Origin of the sequence: Pseudomonas taetrolens, from assembly GCF_900475285.1 — a bacterium.
GTDB lineage: Bacteria > Pseudomonadota > Gammaproteobacteria > Pseudomonadales > Pseudomonadaceae > Aquipseudomonas > Aquipseudomonas taetrolens.
Map to the genome: position 1 here is coordinate 141,835 of NZ_LS483370.1, position 15,718 is coordinate 157,552.

General features: G+C 58.5%; 14 protein-coding genes and 1 pseudogene. 8 read left to right on the top strand and 7 right to left on the bottom strand.

Annotation, left to right across the window (positions count from 1 at the left end; translation table 11 throughout):
* Window positions 1-2 precede the first annotated feature (2 nt).
* From znuB to DQN55_RS00720, 3 genes are read right to left on the bottom strand one after another with little or no spacing between them, the layout of a single operon-like run.
* Window positions 3-791 (bottom strand): zinc ABC transporter permease subunit ZnuB, encoded by a 789-nt coding sequence (znuB, locus tag DQN55_RS00710; protein WP_048381290.1) that lies wholly within the window; start codon window positions 789-791, stop codon window positions 3-5.
* Window positions 784-1,572 (bottom strand): zinc ABC transporter ATP-binding protein ZnuC, encoded by a 789-nt coding sequence (znuC, locus tag DQN55_RS00715; RefSeq protein WP_048381288.1) that lies wholly within the window; start codon window positions 1,570-1,572, stop codon window positions 784-786. Before znuC ends, znuB begins: the two co-directional genes overlap by 8 nt.
* Entirely contained in the window at window positions 1,572-2,054 is a 483-nt protein-coding gene (locus tag DQN55_RS00720) for a Fur family transcriptional regulator (RefSeq protein WP_048381286.1), read from the bottom strand. Before DQN55_RS00720 ends, znuC begins: the two co-directional genes overlap by 1 nt.
* A gap of 66 nt (window positions 2,055-2,120) precedes the next feature.
* Between DQN55_RS00720 and znuA the strand changes: the two genes are divergently transcribed.
* Window positions 2,121-3,041 (top strand): zinc ABC transporter substrate-binding protein ZnuA, encoded by a 921-nt coding sequence (gene znuA / locus DQN55_RS00725; protein WP_048381285.1) that lies wholly within the window; start codon window positions 2,121-2,123, stop codon window positions 3,039-3,041.
* 64 nt (window positions 3,042-3,105) lie between these two features.
* Here the strand turns inward: znuA and DQN55_RS00730 are convergent, their stop codons facing one another.
* Entirely contained in the window at window positions 3,106-4,056 is a 951-nt protein-coding gene (locus tag DQN55_RS00730) for a homoserine kinase (RefSeq protein ID WP_048381283.1), read from the bottom strand.
* A gap of 57 nt (window positions 4,057-4,113) precedes the next feature.
* On the bottom strand, window positions 4,114-4,404 hold the full coding sequence (locus DQN55_RS00735; protein ID WP_019828138.1) for a DUF2782 domain-containing protein: 291 nt from the start codon (window positions 4,402-4,404) through the stop codon (window positions 4,114-4,116).
* 74 nt (window positions 4,405-4,478) lie between these two features.
* Here DQN55_RS00735 and polA point away from each other — a divergent pair, with 74 nt between their 5' ends.
* Window positions 4,479-7,244, top strand: coding sequence for a DNA polymerase I (gene polA, locus DQN55_RS00740; RefSeq protein WP_048381281.1), 2,766 nt, complete (start codon window positions 4,479-4,481; stop codon window positions 7,242-7,244).
* A 265-nt stretch (window positions 7,245-7,509) separates the two neighbouring features.
* Here polA and yihA read toward each other — a convergent pair whose 3' ends face one another.
* Window positions 7,510-8,160, bottom strand: a complete 651-nt coding sequence (gene yihA / locus DQN55_RS00745) for a ribosome biogenesis GTP-binding protein YihA/YsxC (RefSeq protein WP_048381279.1) — start codon at window positions 8,158-8,160, stop codon at window positions 7,510-7,512.
* A gap of 190 nt (window positions 8,161-8,350) precedes the next feature.
* Between yihA and DQN55_RS00750 the strand changes: the two are divergent.
* From DQN55_RS00750 to DQN55_RS00775, 6 genes and pseudogenes are all read left to right on the top strand, one after another.
* Window positions 8,351-8,640 (top strand): annotated as a pseudogene (locus DQN55_RS00750) (c-type cytochrome).
* A gap of 44 nt (window positions 8,641-8,684) precedes the next feature.
* Entirely contained in the window at window positions 8,685-9,305 is a 621-nt protein-coding gene (locus DQN55_RS00755; protein WP_048381277.1) for a c-type cytochrome, read from the top strand.
* 199 nt (window positions 9,306-9,504) lie between these two features.
* The gene (dsbA, locus tag DQN55_RS00760; protein ID WP_074702830.1) at window positions 9,505-10,155 is read left to right on the top strand and encodes a thiol:disulfide interchange protein DsbA; all 651 of its coding nucleotides are present in this window, start codon (window positions 9,505-9,507) and stop codon (window positions 10,153-10,155) included.
* Window positions 10,156-10,169: 14 nt separating this feature from the next.
* The gene (locus DQN55_RS00765; protein ID WP_048381273.1) at window positions 10,170-11,048 is read left to right on the top strand and encodes an endonuclease/exonuclease/phosphatase family protein; all 879 of its coding nucleotides are present in this window, start codon (window positions 10,170-10,172) and stop codon (window positions 11,046-11,048) included.
* Window positions 11,045-13,039: a GGDEF domain-containing protein gene (locus DQN55_RS00770; protein WP_048381271.1), complete on the top strand. Its 1,995-nt coding sequence runs from the start codon at window positions 11,045-11,047 to the stop codon at window positions 13,037-13,039. The genes DQN55_RS00765 and DQN55_RS00770 overlap by 4 nt, the downstream gene beginning before the upstream one ends.
* 90 nt (window positions 13,040-13,129) lie before the next feature.
* Window positions 13,130-13,909: an N-acetylmuramoyl-L-alanine amidase gene (locus tag DQN55_RS00775; protein WP_048381269.1), complete on the top strand. Its 780-nt coding sequence runs from the start codon at window positions 13,130-13,132 to the stop codon at window positions 13,907-13,909.
* A gap of 16 nt (window positions 13,910-13,925) precedes the next feature.
* On the opposite strand, the gene DQN55_RS00780 is transcribed toward DQN55_RS00775, so the two are convergent.
* Window positions 13,926-15,713, bottom strand: coding sequence for a KinB sensor domain-containing domain (locus DQN55_RS00780; RefSeq protein WP_048381268.1), 1,788 nt, complete (start codon window positions 15,711-15,713; stop codon window positions 13,926-13,928).
* Window positions 15,714-15,718: the final 5 nt, after the last annotated feature.

Genomic DNA, 15,718 nt, shown 5'->3' on the forward strand with positions numbered 1-15,718 from the left:
GTCTACACCCCTCGACGGGGCAGAACAAAACTCAGCAGAAACAGTGACGCGGCACACACCACAATCGATGGTCCCGCGGGCGTATCTTTGAACCATGACAGGGCCAGCCCGCCACACACGGCCAGCATTCCCAGCAAGCTGGCGCCCAATGCCATTTGCTCCGGAGAGCGGGCGTGACGTTGAGCCGCTGCGGCCGGGATGATCAGCAGGGACGTGATCAACAGCACCCCGACAATCTTCATCGCCACGGCGATCACCACGGCAATCAACAGCATCAAGGCCAAGCGCAGTGCGGCTATCGGCAGGCCTTCAACCATGGCGAGCTCTTCATGCACGGTAATCGCCAATAACGGCCTCCACAGTGCGACCAGCAAAGTCAGCACCGCAGCACTGCCGCCGATGATCCACATCAGGTCGGTCGGGCTGATCGCCAGCAAGTCACCGAACAGGTAGGCCATCAGGTCGATCCGCACTTCATGCATGAAGCTTAGTACGACCAGCCCGAGGGACAAGGTGCTGGGAGCGAGAATTCCGAGAAGAGTGTCGGAGGCCAGGGATTGACGCTGTTGCAAGGTCACCAGCAACACGGCCAGCAACAGGCAGCCGACCGTCACCGCAATGGTGGGGCTGATGTCGAGCAAAAAGCCCATGGCTACGCCAAGCAAGGCTGCGTGGGACAACGTGTCGCCAAAATAAGCCATGCGCCGCCAGACCACGAACGAACCCAGTGGGCCTGCGACGATTGCCAGCGCCAGGCCTGCCAGCAGGGCATACAACAGAAAATCAGCCATGCTTGCAGCCTTCTCCATGAACATGTGCGGGCGCCACAGCGGCGTCTTCGCTGACCACTGAACCATGCAAGTCATGGGCGTGGTCGTGGTGGTGGTGATAAATCGCCAGGCTTTGTGCGTCTTTGCCAAATAACTCAACGAAAGCCGGGTCGCCGCTCACCTGCTCCGGATGACCCGAGCAGCAGACGTGGCGGTTGAGGCAGACCACCTGGTCGGTGGTGCTCATCACCAGATGCAAGTCGTGAGAAACCATCAGCACACCGCAACCGTGGCGATCGCGCAAGCGTGTGATCAGGCTGTAGAGCTCGGCCTGGCCGGCGACATCCACGCCTTGTACCGGCTCGTCCAGCACCAGTAACTCGGGCTTGCGCAGCAGAGCGCGGGCCAGCAATACGCGCTGCATTTCACCGCCCGAAACACTTTGGACCGGGCTGTCGATGACCTTTTCGGCGCCCACTTCTTTGAGTGCGGCGAGGGCCTGGGCGCGATCCACGCCGGGCACCAGGCGCAAAAAGCGCAGCACGGACAATGGCAGCGTGGGGTCGACGTGCAATTTTTGCGGCATATAGCCGACGCGCAGCCTGGGCTTGCGCCAGACGCTGCCGCGGGTGGGCTTGAGCAAGCCGAGTACGGCTTTGACCAGCGTGGTTTTCCCGGCGCCGTTGGGGCCGATCAGGGTGACAATCTGGCCGGGCTCAACACTCAGCTGGATGTTGTCGAGTACGTTTTGCCCGGCATAAGTCACCGTGACATGTTCAAGGCGAATCAGTGCGGTGCTCATCAGGACTCCCGGCAACCCGAACACAGGCCAATCACTTCGACAGTCTGGCCTTCAACAGTAAAGCCGACATCGTGGGCGCTGTTGATAATCGCATCGCTGATGGTTTTTTGTTCAAGCTCGATGGCCGCATGGCAACTGCGGCAAATCAGGAACTGACCCTGATGCGGATGCTCCGGGTGGCTACAGCCAATAAATGCGTTGAGCGACGAAATGCGGTGCACCAAGCCATTTTCGAGCAAAAAATCCAGTGCCCGATAAACGGTCGGCGGTGCGGCGCGACGTCCGTCCTGCTCGCTGAGCACCGCCAGAATGTCATAGGCTCCCAGCGGCTTGTGGCTCTGCCATACCAGTTCCAGCACGCGGCGACGCAATGCAGTCAGACGCAGGCCTTTTTGCGCGCACAGAACATCCGCCTCGCTGAGCGCGCTGTGAACGCAGTGAGAGTGATCGTGGGGACGGCTGGCAAGCGGTGTTATAGGCATGGGCGGCGACGATTTTTGATGGAGACGTTATTATGTTACCTGTTTCAGCCACCATGAGTGCTTATCGTGCCCCGTCTTTTTGCCCTTTTTCTTACTTTAAGCGCCAGTTTATGGGTGTTTAGCCCGGCTCAGGCCGAGGTCAACGTACTGACCAGCATCAAGCCCTTGCAGCTGATTGCAGCCGCGGTGCAGGACGGTGTGGGCCAGCCGGAGGTACTTTTGCCACCGGGTGCTTCGCCGCATCACTATGCTTTGCGCCCTTCTGACGTACGGCGTGTGCAGTCGGCTGAGCTGCTGTACTGGATCGGGCCGGATCTGGAAGGCTTCTTGCCGCGAGTGACCAAGAGCCGAACCTTGCCGACCATCATGGTGCAAAACCTGCCGGGTTTGAAACTGCGGCATTTCGCCGAAGATAACCACTCCCATGAAGAAGATACTGCCGAACATGATCACGATCATCGTCCGGGATCGCTGGACGCCCACTTGTGGCTCGCCCCTGACAATGCGCGCGTGATTGCAGCCAGAATGGCGGCTGACTTGAGCGAGAAAGACCCGGCGAACGCAGCCCGTTACCAAAGTAACCTCAAGGCGTTCAATGAGCGTCTGGATGCATTGGATGCACGGCTAAAGGTGCGTATGGCCGCGGTTGCGGATAAGCCGTACTTCGTTTTCCACGAAGGCTACGACTATTTTGAAAATGCCTACGGGCTCAAGCATGCTGGCGTGTTCAGCGTCGCGTCGGAAGTACAGCCCGGCGCTCAGCATGTGGCGGCGATGCGCAAGCGTTTGCAGGAAGTGGGCAAGACCTGTGTATTCAGCGATCCTCCCATTCGTCCGCGCTTGGCTGAAACGTTGACTGCGGGCATGCCGGTCAAACTGGCTGAGCTGGATGCATTGGGTGGTTTTACCCCTGCTACCGCTCAAGGCTACGAGCAGTTGCTGGAGAAGTTGGGGAACGACCTGGCAGGCTGCCTGGAAAGCCTCTAAGCCACGCGTAATCCTGTAGCCGCCACCGAAGATATGACAGCGGCTACAGGGGTTGCGACCTGCTTTATAGCGCGAACGGCAGCGGCAGGTTCACGTTCTGGCGCAATGCCAGGCGACGTTCAAATTCGCCCGGATCGTGAATCAGCACGTCCTGACCGGCGAAGGTCTGGGCTGCAATCAGGCGTGACAACCAGAACCGCACGCAGGCGACGCGCAGCAAGGTTGGCCAGAGCTCGGCCTCGCTGGCCGTGAATGGGCGCAGGGCGGCGTAGGCCCCCAGCAGGGCGCGGGCACGAGGGGCGTCAATCTGACCGTCCTCGTCTGCGCACCAGTCATTCAGGGCGATCGCCACGTCGTACAGCATTGGGCCGGAGCAGGCGTTGTAAAAGTCGATCAGTCCCGTCAGATGCGTACCTTCAAACATGGCGTTATCGCGGAACAAGTCACCGTGCAGGTTGGCTCGTGGCAATGCCAGGATCTGCGCCTTGCGCTCGGTGATTTCGCTCAGGGCCTTTTGCAGTAACTGAGCCGCTGCCGGCTCCAGGTTGGCCATCAGCGACGGGCCTTCGGTCAGCATCCAGTCCAGGCCGCGATCCGTCTTGCGTTCCAGCACATTATCGCGTGTGGCGACGTGCAAGTGCCCCAGGAGGTCGCCGACCTGTGCGCAATGTTGAGCGTTGGCTTCGCGAATATGTTTGCCGGCCAGGCGCGGCTGCAGCAGTGCCGGTTTGCCTTTGAGTTCGCGCAGGGCCTCGCCGTCGACAGTGCGCAAGGCGAAGGGCACGGGTAAATCTGCGGTGTGCAGCACATCGAGCAGTTCGATAAAGAACGGCATCTCTTTGATAGGGCCACGCTCAACCAGGGTCAGGACAAATTCGCCCTGCTCCAGGCTGATGAAGTAATTGGTGTTTTCGCTGCCAGCGGCAATCCCCTGGAAATCGAGCAGACGGCCGAGTCCGTAAGGCGCAAGAAAAGTCTCCAGCTCAGGGCGAGTCAGTGGGGTGAATACAGACATGATTTAAATTGCCAGTACGGGCGCCGCGTTCAAGCGGCGCCAATTAAAGTTAAGACGCTATTTCCATTCGAAGATTTTCCACGAAGGAATCAGCATATCCGGCTGGTCGGAACGGATGTAATTGGCATCAGTACCATCAGCGCGTACCAGAAAGTACGGTTTGCCCCCTTTTGGGGTGACCTTGATGGCGTACAGAAAACCGTTTTGACGGTATTCCTGAATGGTTTTATCGCCTTCCGTGCGAATGGTTACGTCTGGGTCGGCGGTGACTGCTTCATCAGCTGCAAAGGTTACCAGCGGAGTGAATGCAAACAAGCCGGTCAGCAACAGGCGATTGAGTGTGCGCATGATAACCTTGTCCCTTTGTCGTCATTGGTCCGGACATTCTAGCGCCGGACTCGCCGAAAAGGTTGATCCTGCTCATGAGCCAAGCTCCCCTCGTCCTGGTGGACGGTTCTTCATATCTGTACCGCGCCTTCCATGCGCTGCCACCGCTGACTACCTCCAAGGGCCTGCCGACAGGCGCCGTGAAGGGCGTTTTGAACATGCTGAAAAGCCTGCGCAAGCAGTATCCGGACAGCCCGTTTGCGGTGGTTTTCGATGCCAAGGGCGGCACATTTCGCGATGACATGTACGCCGAATACAAGGCGAATCGACCGAGCATGCCCGATGACATGCGGGTTCAAATTGAGCCTTTGCATGCCAGCGTCATTGCCCTGGGCTTTCCTTTGCTGTGCGTCGAAGGCGTTGAAGCTGACGATGTGATCGGTACGCTGGCCCGCAGCAGTGCCGCGGCAGACCGTCCGGTGGTGATTTCGACCGGCGACAAGGACATGGCGCAACTGGTCGATGGTCACATCACCCTGGTCAACACCATGACCGGCAGCGTGATGGATATCGAAGGCGTGAAAGAGAAGTTTGGCGTCGCCCCCGAGCAGATCATCGATTACCTCGCGCTGATGGGCGATTCGTCCGACAACATTCCTGGCGTCCCGGGGATTGGCCCGAAAACCGCGTCAGGCTTGCTGATGGGTGTAGGCGGTGGCCTTGTTGATCTGTACGAAAAACTCGACGTCGTGCCGACTTTACCGATCCGCGGGGCTAAAAACCTGCCGGCCAAGCTCGAAGAACATCGAGAAATGGCGTTCCTGTCCTATCAGCTGGCGACGATTAAAATCGATGTGCCGCTGGATATCGGTCTGGAAGACTTGCACCTCAAGGCGCCTGACTGTGAAAAGCTGATTGAGCTGTACACCGTACTGGAGTTCAAGAGCTGGATCGCCGAAGTCGAGCGCGAGGCCAAGCGCGCCGGGCAGGTGGTGGTGCATGAAGAACCAGTGGCGGAGGAGGCGGAGTCGCAGTACGAAACCATCCTGGATCAAGCGCGTTTCGACGTGTGGCTGAAAAAGCTCAATGACGCCAAGCTGTTTGCCTTTGATACTGAAACTACCGGCATAGACGCGCAGCAAGCGCAATTGGTGGGGCTGTCGTTTGCAGTCAAGCCCGGCGAAGCGGCTTATATTCCGCTAACGCATTCCTACATGGGTGTGCCGGAGCAATTGGACCGCGACACCGTGTTGCGTGCCCTCAAGCCGCTGCTGGAAGACCCGGGCAAGGCCAAGGTCGGTCAGCACGCCAAGTTCGACATGAATATTCTGGCCAATTGCGCCATTGGTGGCGATCAGGCCTGCGGCATCACGGTGCAGGGCATTGCCTACGACACCATGCTGGAGTCCTACGTGCTCGACTCCACGGCCACCCGCCACGATATGGACAGCCTGGCGCTCAAATATCTGGGCCATGCGACCACCAGTTTCCAGGACATCGCCGGCAAGGGCGTCAAGCAGTTGACCTTTGACCAGATCTCGTTGGAGCAGGCTGGCCCGTATGCCGCTGAAGATGCTGATGTGACATTGCGTTTGCACCAGGTTCTGCATGAGAAGCTGACGGCAATCCCTAGCCTGAACGCTGTACTGACGGATATTGAAATGCCGCTGGTGCCTGTGTTGGCACGTATTGAACGTCAGGGTGCGTTGGTAGATGCCAACTTGCTGGGGATTCAGAGCGTTGAGCTGGGCGACAAGCTTGTGGCGCTTGAGCGTGAGGCCTTCGCCATTGCCGGTGAAGAGTTCAACCTGGGTTCGCCGAAGCAGCTCGGCGTGATTTTGTATGAAAAGCTGGGCTTGCCCATCATCAGCAAGACCGCCAAGGGCCAGCCTTCGACCGCGGAGGCCGTACTGGCTGAACTGGCCGAACAGGATTTCCCGCTGCCCAAGGTTTTGATGCAGTACCGTTCGCTGAGCAAACTGAAAAGCACCTACACCGACCGCTTGCCGGAGCAGATCAATCCGCGTACCGGCCGGATTCACACGTCTTACCATCAGGCGGTGACGGCGACCGGACGTTTGTCGTCCAGCGACCCGAACTTGCAGAACATTCCGATCCGTACCGCTGAAGGCCGTCGAATCCGCCAGGCGTTTGTCGCGCCCCAAGGTTACAAGCTGCTGGCCGCGGACTATTCGCAAATCGAACTGCGGATCATGGCTCATCTGGCCAAGGACGAAGGGCTGCTGCATGCCTTCCGCAATAACCTGGATGTGCATAGCGCCACAGCGGCCGAGGTGTTCGGCGTTGAGTTGGGCGAGGTCACCACGGACCAGCGCCGCAGTGCCAAGGCGATTAACTTTGGTCTGATCTACGGCATGAGCGCCTTTGGCCTTGCCAAGCAGATCGGGGTCGACCGCAAGCAGTCGCAGGCGTACATCGACCGTTACTTTGCGCGCTATCCGGGCGTGCTGGATTACATGGAGCGCACCCGGGCCCAAGCCTCGGAGCAAGGGTACGTCGAGACCATCTTTGGTCGTCGCCTCTACCTGCCAGATATCAACGCTAAAAACCCGGCGCTGCGCAAAGGGGCTGAACGCACTGCGATCAATGCGCCGATGCAGGGCACGGCGGCTGACATCATCAAGAAAGCCATGGTGGCTGTGGATAACTGGCTGAGTGCGTCGGGTCTCGATGCCCGCGTCATCCTGCAGGTACACGATGAATTGGTGCTTGAAGTGCGCGAAGACCTGGTGGAGCAGGTACGTGATGAGGTGCGCAGTCACATGAGTGATGCCGCGAAGCTGGATGTGCCGCTGGTGGTTGAAGTGGGTGTGGGCAATAACTGGGACGAGGCGCACTGACAAAATGCGGCCTGCTGGCGGAGTGAGTTCGCTCGCTCCACACAGGGGGGATGGGTGTGATCGGGCTTAGGCCGAATTGTTTGCCGGTGCGCTGGAACTAAATCGGTCACACACCACTCAGATTTATTGAAGGGTTAAACCTTCAAGCTCCTAATGTTGTGTTAAGTGTTGGCAGATATCTGGACCACGCCCTAGCGGTCCAGTGCTTAAACCCCGGACTTCTCCCCCCCATACGAAGTCCGGGGTTTTTTTTGCCTGCGATTCCTTATGCCTCGGACTCGCCAGCCTCTTCGCCTTTATTGGGCAATTCCATCCAGCGTGCCAACACGGTGTATGCCTCTTCCAGGCCCATGCGCTTAGGCGTGGAGAACAGCTGGATCGTGACCGAGTCACCCCAACGCTTGCGGATATCAGCCTGGATTTTAAGCAATGTATTTTTGGCTGCGCCGTACGTCAGTTTGTCGGCTTTGGTCAGCAAAATATGCATCGGCATGCTGCTCGACGTCGTCCAGTCCAGCATCAAAACGTCGAAATCGGTCATTGGATGACGGATATCCATCATCAAGATCACGCCTTTGAGGCTTTCGCGGCTGCCGAAATAAGCTTCGAGGTGACGCTGCCAGTGCATTTTTAACGGGATGGGTACTTTGGCGTAGCCATAGCCGGGAAGGTCAACCAGACGACGTTCTTCGTCCAGTTGGAAGAAGTTCAGCAGCTGGGTGCGGCCGGGTGTTTTCGATGTGCGCGCCAGGCTGGCATGGGTCAAAGTGTTGAGTGCGCTGGACTTGCCGGCGTTTGAGCGCCCGGCAAACGCGACTTCATAGCCGTCGTCGTCGGGGCATTGATCAACTTTGGCTGCGCTGAGCATGAAGGTAGCCTGTTGGCACAGACCGAGAATGGGGTTCTTGAGTTGCATGGGATTTCCGATGTGAGCGGCGTCAGGAATGGACGCGGCGAGCGTGTCGTTTCCGTTTCAGTGACGCCAGTATATAATGCCGCAGATTTTGTGTGCGCTTTGTCCCAGCGTAGGATGAAGAACACGGGAGCGATAGACCTAGGTTGCGCATTAGAACGCAGCAAGCTCCCAACCCTGAAAAGGTCGTTTTATGACGAAATGGCTGCTAGCTGCCGGTATCTTGATGCCGCTTTATAGCGCTCAGGCTACACAGGATCCGGAAGCCGTGTACAACCGCGTTTGTGTGGCCTGCCTGCTGGTCAGCTGCCAACAGCCCCTGGATCGGGAGATCGGGAAGCCTGGAGGCCAAGATTGGAGCAAGGTATGGAGACGCTGGTGCAACACGTGACCCAGGGTTTCAAGGCGATGCCGCCGCGTGGTTTGTGCATGGACTGCAGTGTCGAGGATTACCGAGCCGTCATTCAATTGATGAGTCAGTAACCCGGCCATAACTCTTTAACCCTTAGCCGTAGTTGGATTAGCTGATGAACAAAATATTCGTGAGTCTGCTGTTGACCTTGGGCGTCACCGGGATTGCCCAGGCTGCAGGCACCGCTCTTGTGGGCGATGCGGCTGCCGGTCAGGCAAAAACTGCTGTGTGTGGCGCTTGTCACGGTCCAGACGGCAATAGCATGGCCCCTAACTTTCCAAAACTGGCCGGGCAAGGTGATCGCTACCTGCTCAAACAGTTGCATGAAATCAAGGATGGCAAACGCCAGGTGCTGGAAATGACCGGCCTGCTGACCAACCTGAACGATCAGGATCTCGCGGATATTGCGGCTTTCTACTCAAGTCAGAAAAGCTCTGTCGGCGCTGCTGACCCGGCGCTGGTGGCCCGGGGCGAGGCGCTGTTTCGTGGTGGTGACCTGGAAAAAGGCCTGCCTGCCTGCACCGGTTGCCACTCGCCAGACGGCCAAGGCAACGCCGCTGCCGGCTTCCCGCACCTGGGTGGCCAGCACGCCGGTTATGTTGAAAAACAACTGACCGACTTCCGTGAAGGCGATCGTACCAACGACGGCGACTCGATGATCATGCGTGGCATTGCAGCCAAGTTGAGCAACAAGGATATCAAGGCGCTGGCCAGCTACATTCAAGGCCTGCACTAAGGTCTGTACGGTCGACGAGGCCTGGGCCAAGCGCCTGTGGCAACGTTAACGATCGTTTAATCCTTGGATGTAAACCTCAAAGGGCAGCTTCGGCTGCCCTTTTTCATGGCATCTGCCGCTACACTATCGAACTCAAGCTTGAAAGGACCGGTCTTAACCCGGTCACGTTGAAGCGACCTTATTTGCCCAGGAGTAAAGCATGCGTAATCTGATTCTCAGCGCCGCTCTCGTCAGCGCCAGCCTGTTTGGCATGACCGCTCAAGCTGCCGAGCCGCTTGAAGCGGGTAAACAATATGTAGAGCTGAGCAACGCGGTGCCCGTAGCGGTGCCTGGCAAGATCGAAGTGGTCGAGCTGTTCTGGTATGGCTGCCCGCATTGCTACGCCTTTGAACCGGTGGTTAATCCATGGGCCGAGAAGCTGCCGGCCGATGTGAACTTTGTGCGTCTGCCTGCCATGTTCGGCGGCCCATGGGACGCTCATGGCCAGATGTTCCTGACGCTGGAAGCCATGGGGGTTGAGCACAAGGTTCACGCGGCCGTGTTCAATGCCATCCAGAAAGAAGGCAAGCGCCTGACCAAGCCTGACGAAATGGCAGAGTTCCTGGCGACACAGGGCGTCGACAAAGACAAATTCCTGGCGACCTACAATTCGTTTGCCATTGCCGGCCAGATCAAAAAAGCCAAAGAGCTTGCCCAGAAGTACGGCATCTCTGGCGTACCGACCATGGTGGTTAACGGTAAATACCGTTTTGACCTTGGCACCGCCGGCGGCCCCGAAGGCACATTGGATGTCGCGGACCAACTGATTGCCAAAGAGCGTGCAGCCGCCGCATCGCCGAGCAAGAACTAAGCGGCGCCTCCCCCGTGCGGCGCTGGAAAAGCGAGCGAATCGTTGGCTTGCATGAAGCGCAGGTCAACGAGGATCATCTGACATCCTTTGTGATGCCGGATGATCGGCGTTTGCGTTTGCTCAGCTTCAATATCCAGGTCGGCAACAGCACGCAAAACTACCGTCATTACCTGACCCGCAGTTGGCAGCATGTGCTGCCGCACAAAGGGCGGGCCGGTAACCTGGAGAAAATCGGCGGCTTGCTGAGCGACTTCGATCTGGTCGCCCTGCAGGAAGCCGATGGCGGTAGCCACCGCTCCGGCTACGTCAATCAGGTGAAATACCTGGCCCAACAGGGCGAATTCCCTTACTGGTATCAACAACTCAATCGCAATCTCGGGCGCTTGGCCCAGCACAGCAATGGTGTGCTCAGCCGATTACGTCCCACAGCGATTGAGGATCATCCTCTACCTGGGCCGGCAGGGCGCGGCGCAATCCTGGTGCGATTCGGCGATGGCCCGGATGCGCTGGTGGTCGTAGTCATGCACCTGGCGCTGGGGACCAAAACCCGTACACGACAGCTGGCGTATATCCGTGAGTTGATTGAGGGCTACCAGCACCAAGTGTTGATGGGCGACATGAACACTCATGCCAACGATTTGCTGCAGTCCTCGCCGTTGCGGGACTTGGGCTTGCTGGCACCGCAAATGGAGGCGACCTTTCCCAGCTGGCGTCCACAGCGGTGCCTTGATCATATCTTGCTCAGTTCCAGCCTGACCCTTGAGCGTGTACAGGTGCTCGATCAACCCATTTCGGATCACCTGCCGGTGGCGGTTGAAATCCGTTTGCCAGGCTCGGTGGGTGTCGATTCGCTGCCTGCGGTGATAGCGCCAGCCAGCGAGCCCCTTGCATGAGTGCCGATGACGCCGGGCGCTGGAAAGAGAAATACCTCAAAAGCATCGAGCAGCAGGAAAAGCTCGAAGATCGCTGGAAGGCACGTCTCGATTTGCTGCGCCGTGGCCTGGTGCGTAGCACCCTGGCGGCTGAAGGTACGGATCGAAGCGTCGATCAGTGCATGAAGGAAATGCGCGAGGTGGTGCGCAGTGACGAGATGGACGCAGCGTTGGCTGCGCTCTTGCCCCGGCTTGAAAAAGCCGTGCTCGATTCCGAGCAGCGGCGTGAAACGCGGACCGAGCAGATCAGTACGGCGATGAATACGCTGGTCACGCAACTGCAAGCCTTGCCGCTGCCCCGCGAAGTCAGCAAGCCGCTCAAGGCTTTCGCCCGGCAGCTCGACAGCCGGGTTAACCACGCCCGTGAGATGCCGCTGTTACTGGATGAACTGAGTCATTTGCAGGGACAGGCACTGGCACCGCAATTCGGTGAGGTCAGGTCGGGTTTGTTGCAGCGCTTGTTCGGCACCGATAAAGCAGTGGCCGAACCGGCTGCTCCAGAACCTGACGTCCTGCTGCCCGGGCGTCGAACCGAAGCCCAGGCATTGGAGGTCAGGCCCGATGCACTGCCCGCGGCAGAGGTGAAACCTCAGGCGAGTTCTGCGCCACCGTCGGAAGTGGCCGCCTTACAGCCCCCGTTGGCCCCCGTTGAAGCGTCGCCGCCCGTGCCGGATGAGCCCGTGTTTGATGCGTCATCGAGCGGCGCGCTTGAGTCGGTTGTGGCGCAGGTCGAAGCAGATAATAACCTGACTGAAAACCGCGTAGAGCCTGCGACGCCTGACGCCGAGCTCCGCCCGGTCCTTGCGCAGTCCGCGGATGCTTCACTGGCGGCAGCGAAGCCTGAGCAGGCCAGCGGTGAGGTGGACGCCGTCTATGTCTTGCCTGAAACCCCGGAGCCGTCCTACAGCTCGGTAGCGGCGCATATCGAGTCGACATTGTTGGGATTGCTCAGTGACTTGTCGCTGCCCGAGCACCATCAACCGCAAGCCGAAGCGGTACGCAGCCGTCTGGAAAAAGGGCTCAACTGGTACGAGTTGCTGCCGATCCTCGATGATCTTGCTGTATTGATGCTGGCCGTCACTGACAGTGGCCAGCATGAGTTCGAGGCTTATCTCAAACAGCTCAACGAACGTCTTGAATCGTTCCAGAATAATCTCCAGGTGGCCAGTGAGGTCCACGTCGAGGGCCGGTCGGCGGTTGATGCGCTGCACACTCAGTTGCGCGAGCATGTCGATGATCTGCAACACAGCGTGCAAGATGCGGTCGACTTGCCCAGCCTTAAGCACGTACTGGAGAACCGCCTGGAAGGATTACTGGGCATGATCGACCAGCATCAAGAGCAGCGCGATGTGCGTGAACAGGATATCTCGGTCCATTTGCAATCGTTGGCCGAGCGTGTGGCGCAGATGGAGCAGCAAGTCCTTGGTTATCGTGAGCACCTCGAGGATCAGCGACAGAAGGCGTTGCTCGACCCGTTGACCGGCTTGCCCAATCGGGCGGCCTGGAGCGAACGGCTGGCGCAGGAGGTCATGCAGTGGCAAGCCCACGGCAATCCGCTGCTGATCGCCATGCTCGACCTTGACCATTTCAAGCGAGTCAACGACGGGTATGGTCATCTGGCGGGTGACAAAGTCCTCAAAATCATTGCGGCTCAGTTGCGCAAGCACTTGCGGCCCAGGGATTTCATCGCCAGGTTTGGCGGTGAAGAATTTGTCTTGCTGATTCCCGATACGACGCTGGCGTTGGGCCTGCAGCAGCTCGAAAAGCTGCGGACGGTCATTGCAGCCTGTCCGTTCCACTTCAAGGGAGAGCCGGTGACGATCACGGCTTCTATCGGGCTTTCTGACTTCAGGCCCGGAGACCGCAGCGATCATGTGCTCAAAAGAGCCGATGAAGCGCTGTACCAGGCGAAGCACAATGGGCGCAATCGTGTTGTGCAGGCCGGATCCTGAATGCAGGCCAGAACGGCAAGAGGTTCAGCTCGCGGACAAGGCCGGTAAGGTATGCTTGCGCATGAATATTGACCAGCGCTGCCATTGCCCATGAAACTTCCTGCTCTGATTCTGTCCCTTGCGCTGTTGGCCGGTTGTGCCAGCGGTCCTCGAATGGACACCAACCATCCTTCGGTCAACCACGACAGCCGTGTGCAGTTTGTGGTGCTCCATTACACCTCGACCTCCCTGGAGCGCTCGCTGGAGCTGCTGACCCGCGGGCCGGTCAGCAGTCACTACCTGATTGGCGATAATCCACCCACGATTTATAAATTGGTGGATGAAAATCTGCGCGCCTGGCACGCGGGGGAGAGTGAGTGGAAGGGTCGCACCTGGTTGAATTCCAGCTCCATCGGCATCGAAATCGTCAATCAAGGTTTCCGTGACACGCCGAACGGCCGACTCTGGTATCCCTATACCGAAGGTCAGATCCAGGCTTTGATCGTGCTGCTCAAGGATATTTCGACACGCTACAAGATCGACCCCCACAACATCATTGGTCACAGCGACATTGCGCCCCTGCGCAAGCTCGATCCGGGTCCGCTGTTTCCCTGGAAGCGCTTGGCCGATGCAGGCTTCGGCGTTTGGCCAAATGCTCAGGCCGTCGCGCGTGAACAGGCACTTTTTGCGATCACAATGCCAAGCATCACCTGGTTCCAGCAGCAGTTGGCGCAGTTGGGTTACGAAACCCCGCAAACCGGTGAGCTGGATGTTGCCACCCGCCATGTGCTGGCGGCGTTTCAAATGCACTTCCGGCCCTCTCGCCATGATGGAACGCCGGATGCCGAGAGCGCGGCGATCCTGAGCGTGTTGAACGCCCCAAAGAACTGATTGCGCAGGGTGTCGTCTATAAGGGCAGCGCCATGTAGAACTGCGTGCCTTGCCCGGGGCGTGAATACACACCGATGCGCCCGCCATGCAGCTGGACAATTTCCTTGCACAGCGCGAGCCCAAGGCCGGCACCGCCTTTTTTGCGACCCACCTGTACGAAGGGTTCGAAAATACGGCCTTGCTGGCTATAGGCAATACCTTCGCCATTGTCTTCGATGCTGATGATCACCCGTTCGGCGTGACGTCGCGCCTGCAAGCGGATCTGCCCGCCACTGGCGGTATGGCGCAAGGCATTGTCCAGCAGGTTATCCAGCACGCGCTCCAGTTGGGCCTGGTCGGCGTTCAATCGCGGGAGCGGCTGTTGCAGGTCAAGCTGCAACTCGATGTGTTCGGCTGACGCTGCTTCGGCAAAGCGGGCGCGGGCGTGTTCCAGCATCTCTTCGATATCGCACGGGGCCAGCGTCAGCTTTTGCATGCCGTTCTGGTAGCGAGAGAAGTTCAGCAAGTCGTTGATCAGCTGCATCAATCGCTGCATTTCTTCGTTCACGGTATTCAGCAGGTCAGTTTCACGTGATTGCGGGTCAAAACGCGCGCGCTCGAGAAATAAGCCAAAGGCCATGTGCATCCCCGTTACCGGCGTACGCAATTCATGGGAGGCCCGGAGTACGAACTCGCTGCGGACACGCTCAAAGGCGCGCTGCTCGGTGACGTCATGCAACACCATCACTGCGCCGAGAATCGGACCTTTGGGCTGGCTGACCGGCGTCAGGCTATAGGTCAGCAGGCGGTTTTCACCTTCAATGTCTACGCTCAAGTCTTCCGGCAAGCGTTCCAGACTGCCGCCGTGCAGAACCGTCAGCAATTGCTGATCGAGCTCAGGGCGAGACAAGGCTTCGCCCAGTGGCTGCCCCAGACGACTTTCGTCCCAGCCCAGTTGCCGTTGCGCGACGGGGTTTAAATGCTCCAGGCGGCCTTGATGGTCGATCATCAGCAAACCGTCATCAATGCTGTCGAGCACGGCCTGAAACCGCTGCTGGCCCGCTCGCAACTCGTCGATATTAGTTGCCTGATGCTGGCGCAAGGCTTCCGCCATGATTCCAAAGCGGCGCGTCAGCAGGTTCATTTCCGTGGCTGAAGAAAGCGGCAGCACCACTTCAAAGTTGCCCTTGCCTATGTTGTCGGCTGCTTTGGCCAGCGCTTCGATCGGCGCGCCAAAACGCTGAGCGATACCATGTGCAGTGATAAAGCCAATGATCAGCACCGTAAGCCCGATGAAGCTCAGCAGCGCCGCAATGATGATAGCCCGCTCCTGAGCGGAAGCCTGGGCGGCGTAGATGTTGTCGAGGGCATGGCGATGTTCACTGATCAGGCCATTGCGCAACTGGTTAAAGCGAGTGGTGAGCTCATCGTCGCTGCTCAAATCGAACGGGGAACTGCGGGCCTGGTTGAATACTTTTAAGAAGTCTTCGTAGTTGGCACGGGCTTGCTTGAAGCCGTTCTGCAGGTTGTTCTTGCGTTCATGCTCGATGCCTTCATCAAGCAGCTTCAGGTACTCCTGTGAGGAAGCTTGCAGCGCTTGGAGGTCTTTGTGGTTGCGCAGCATCAGGATGAGCTGGTCGCCCAGGCTCTGACGCAACTTGAGCCCCAGGTCGAGGGTGATGAAGTTATTGCTGATCAGCGCTTCTTGGGTCTTGGCCATCTGCATCACGCTGACGACGCCGAGTAACAGCCCCAGCAACGCCACGGTGATGAGCGCCGAAATGCTTAAGAACAGCCGGGTGCGCAGCTTGATCGCGATTTTCATCGGCG

Coding starts and splice junctions, on each gene's coding strand:
- DQN55_RS00755 (WP_048381277.1), top strand. CDS start 8,685: ATGAACAAAATATTCGTGAGTCTGCTGTTGACCTTGGGCGTCACCGGG.
- DQN55_RS00775 (WP_048381269.1), top strand. CDS start 13,130: ATGAAACTTCCTGCTCTGATTCTGTCCCTTGCGCTGTTGGCCGGTTGT.
- polA (WP_048381281.1), top strand. CDS start 4,479: ATGAGCCAAGCTCCCCTCGTCCTGGTGGACGGTTCTTCATATCTGTAC.
- DQN55_RS00770 (WP_048381271.1), top strand. CDS start 11,045: ATGAGTGCCGATGACGCCGGGCGCTGGAAAGAGAAATACCTCAAAAGC.
- znuC (WP_048381288.1), bottom strand. CDS start 1,572: ATGAGCACCGCACTGATTCGCCTTGAACATGTCACGGTGACTTATGCC.
- DQN55_RS00735 (WP_019828138.1), bottom strand. CDS start 4,404: ATGCGCACACTCAATCGCCTGTTGCTGACCGGCTTGTTTGCATTCACT.
- dsbA (WP_074702830.1), top strand. CDS start 9,505: ATGCGTAATCTGATTCTCAGCGCCGCTCTCGTCAGCGCCAGCCTGTTT.
- znuB (WP_048381290.1), bottom strand. CDS start 791: ATGGCTGATTTTCTGTTGTATGCCCTGCTGGCAGGCCTGGCGCTGGCA.
- yihA (WP_048381279.1), bottom strand. CDS start 8,160: ATGCAACTCAAGAACCCCATTCTCGGTCTGTGCCAACAGGCTACCTTC.
- DQN55_RS00730 (WP_048381283.1), bottom strand. CDS start 4,056: ATGTCTGTATTCACCCCACTGACTCGCCCTGAGCTGGAGACTTTTCTT.
- DQN55_RS00780 (WP_048381268.1), bottom strand. CDS start 15,713: ATGAAAATCGCGATCAAGCTGCGCACCCGGCTGTTCTTAAGCATTTCG.
- DQN55_RS00720 (WP_048381286.1), bottom strand. CDS start 2,054: ATGCCTATAACACCGCTTGCCAGCCGTCCCCACGATCACTCTCACTGC.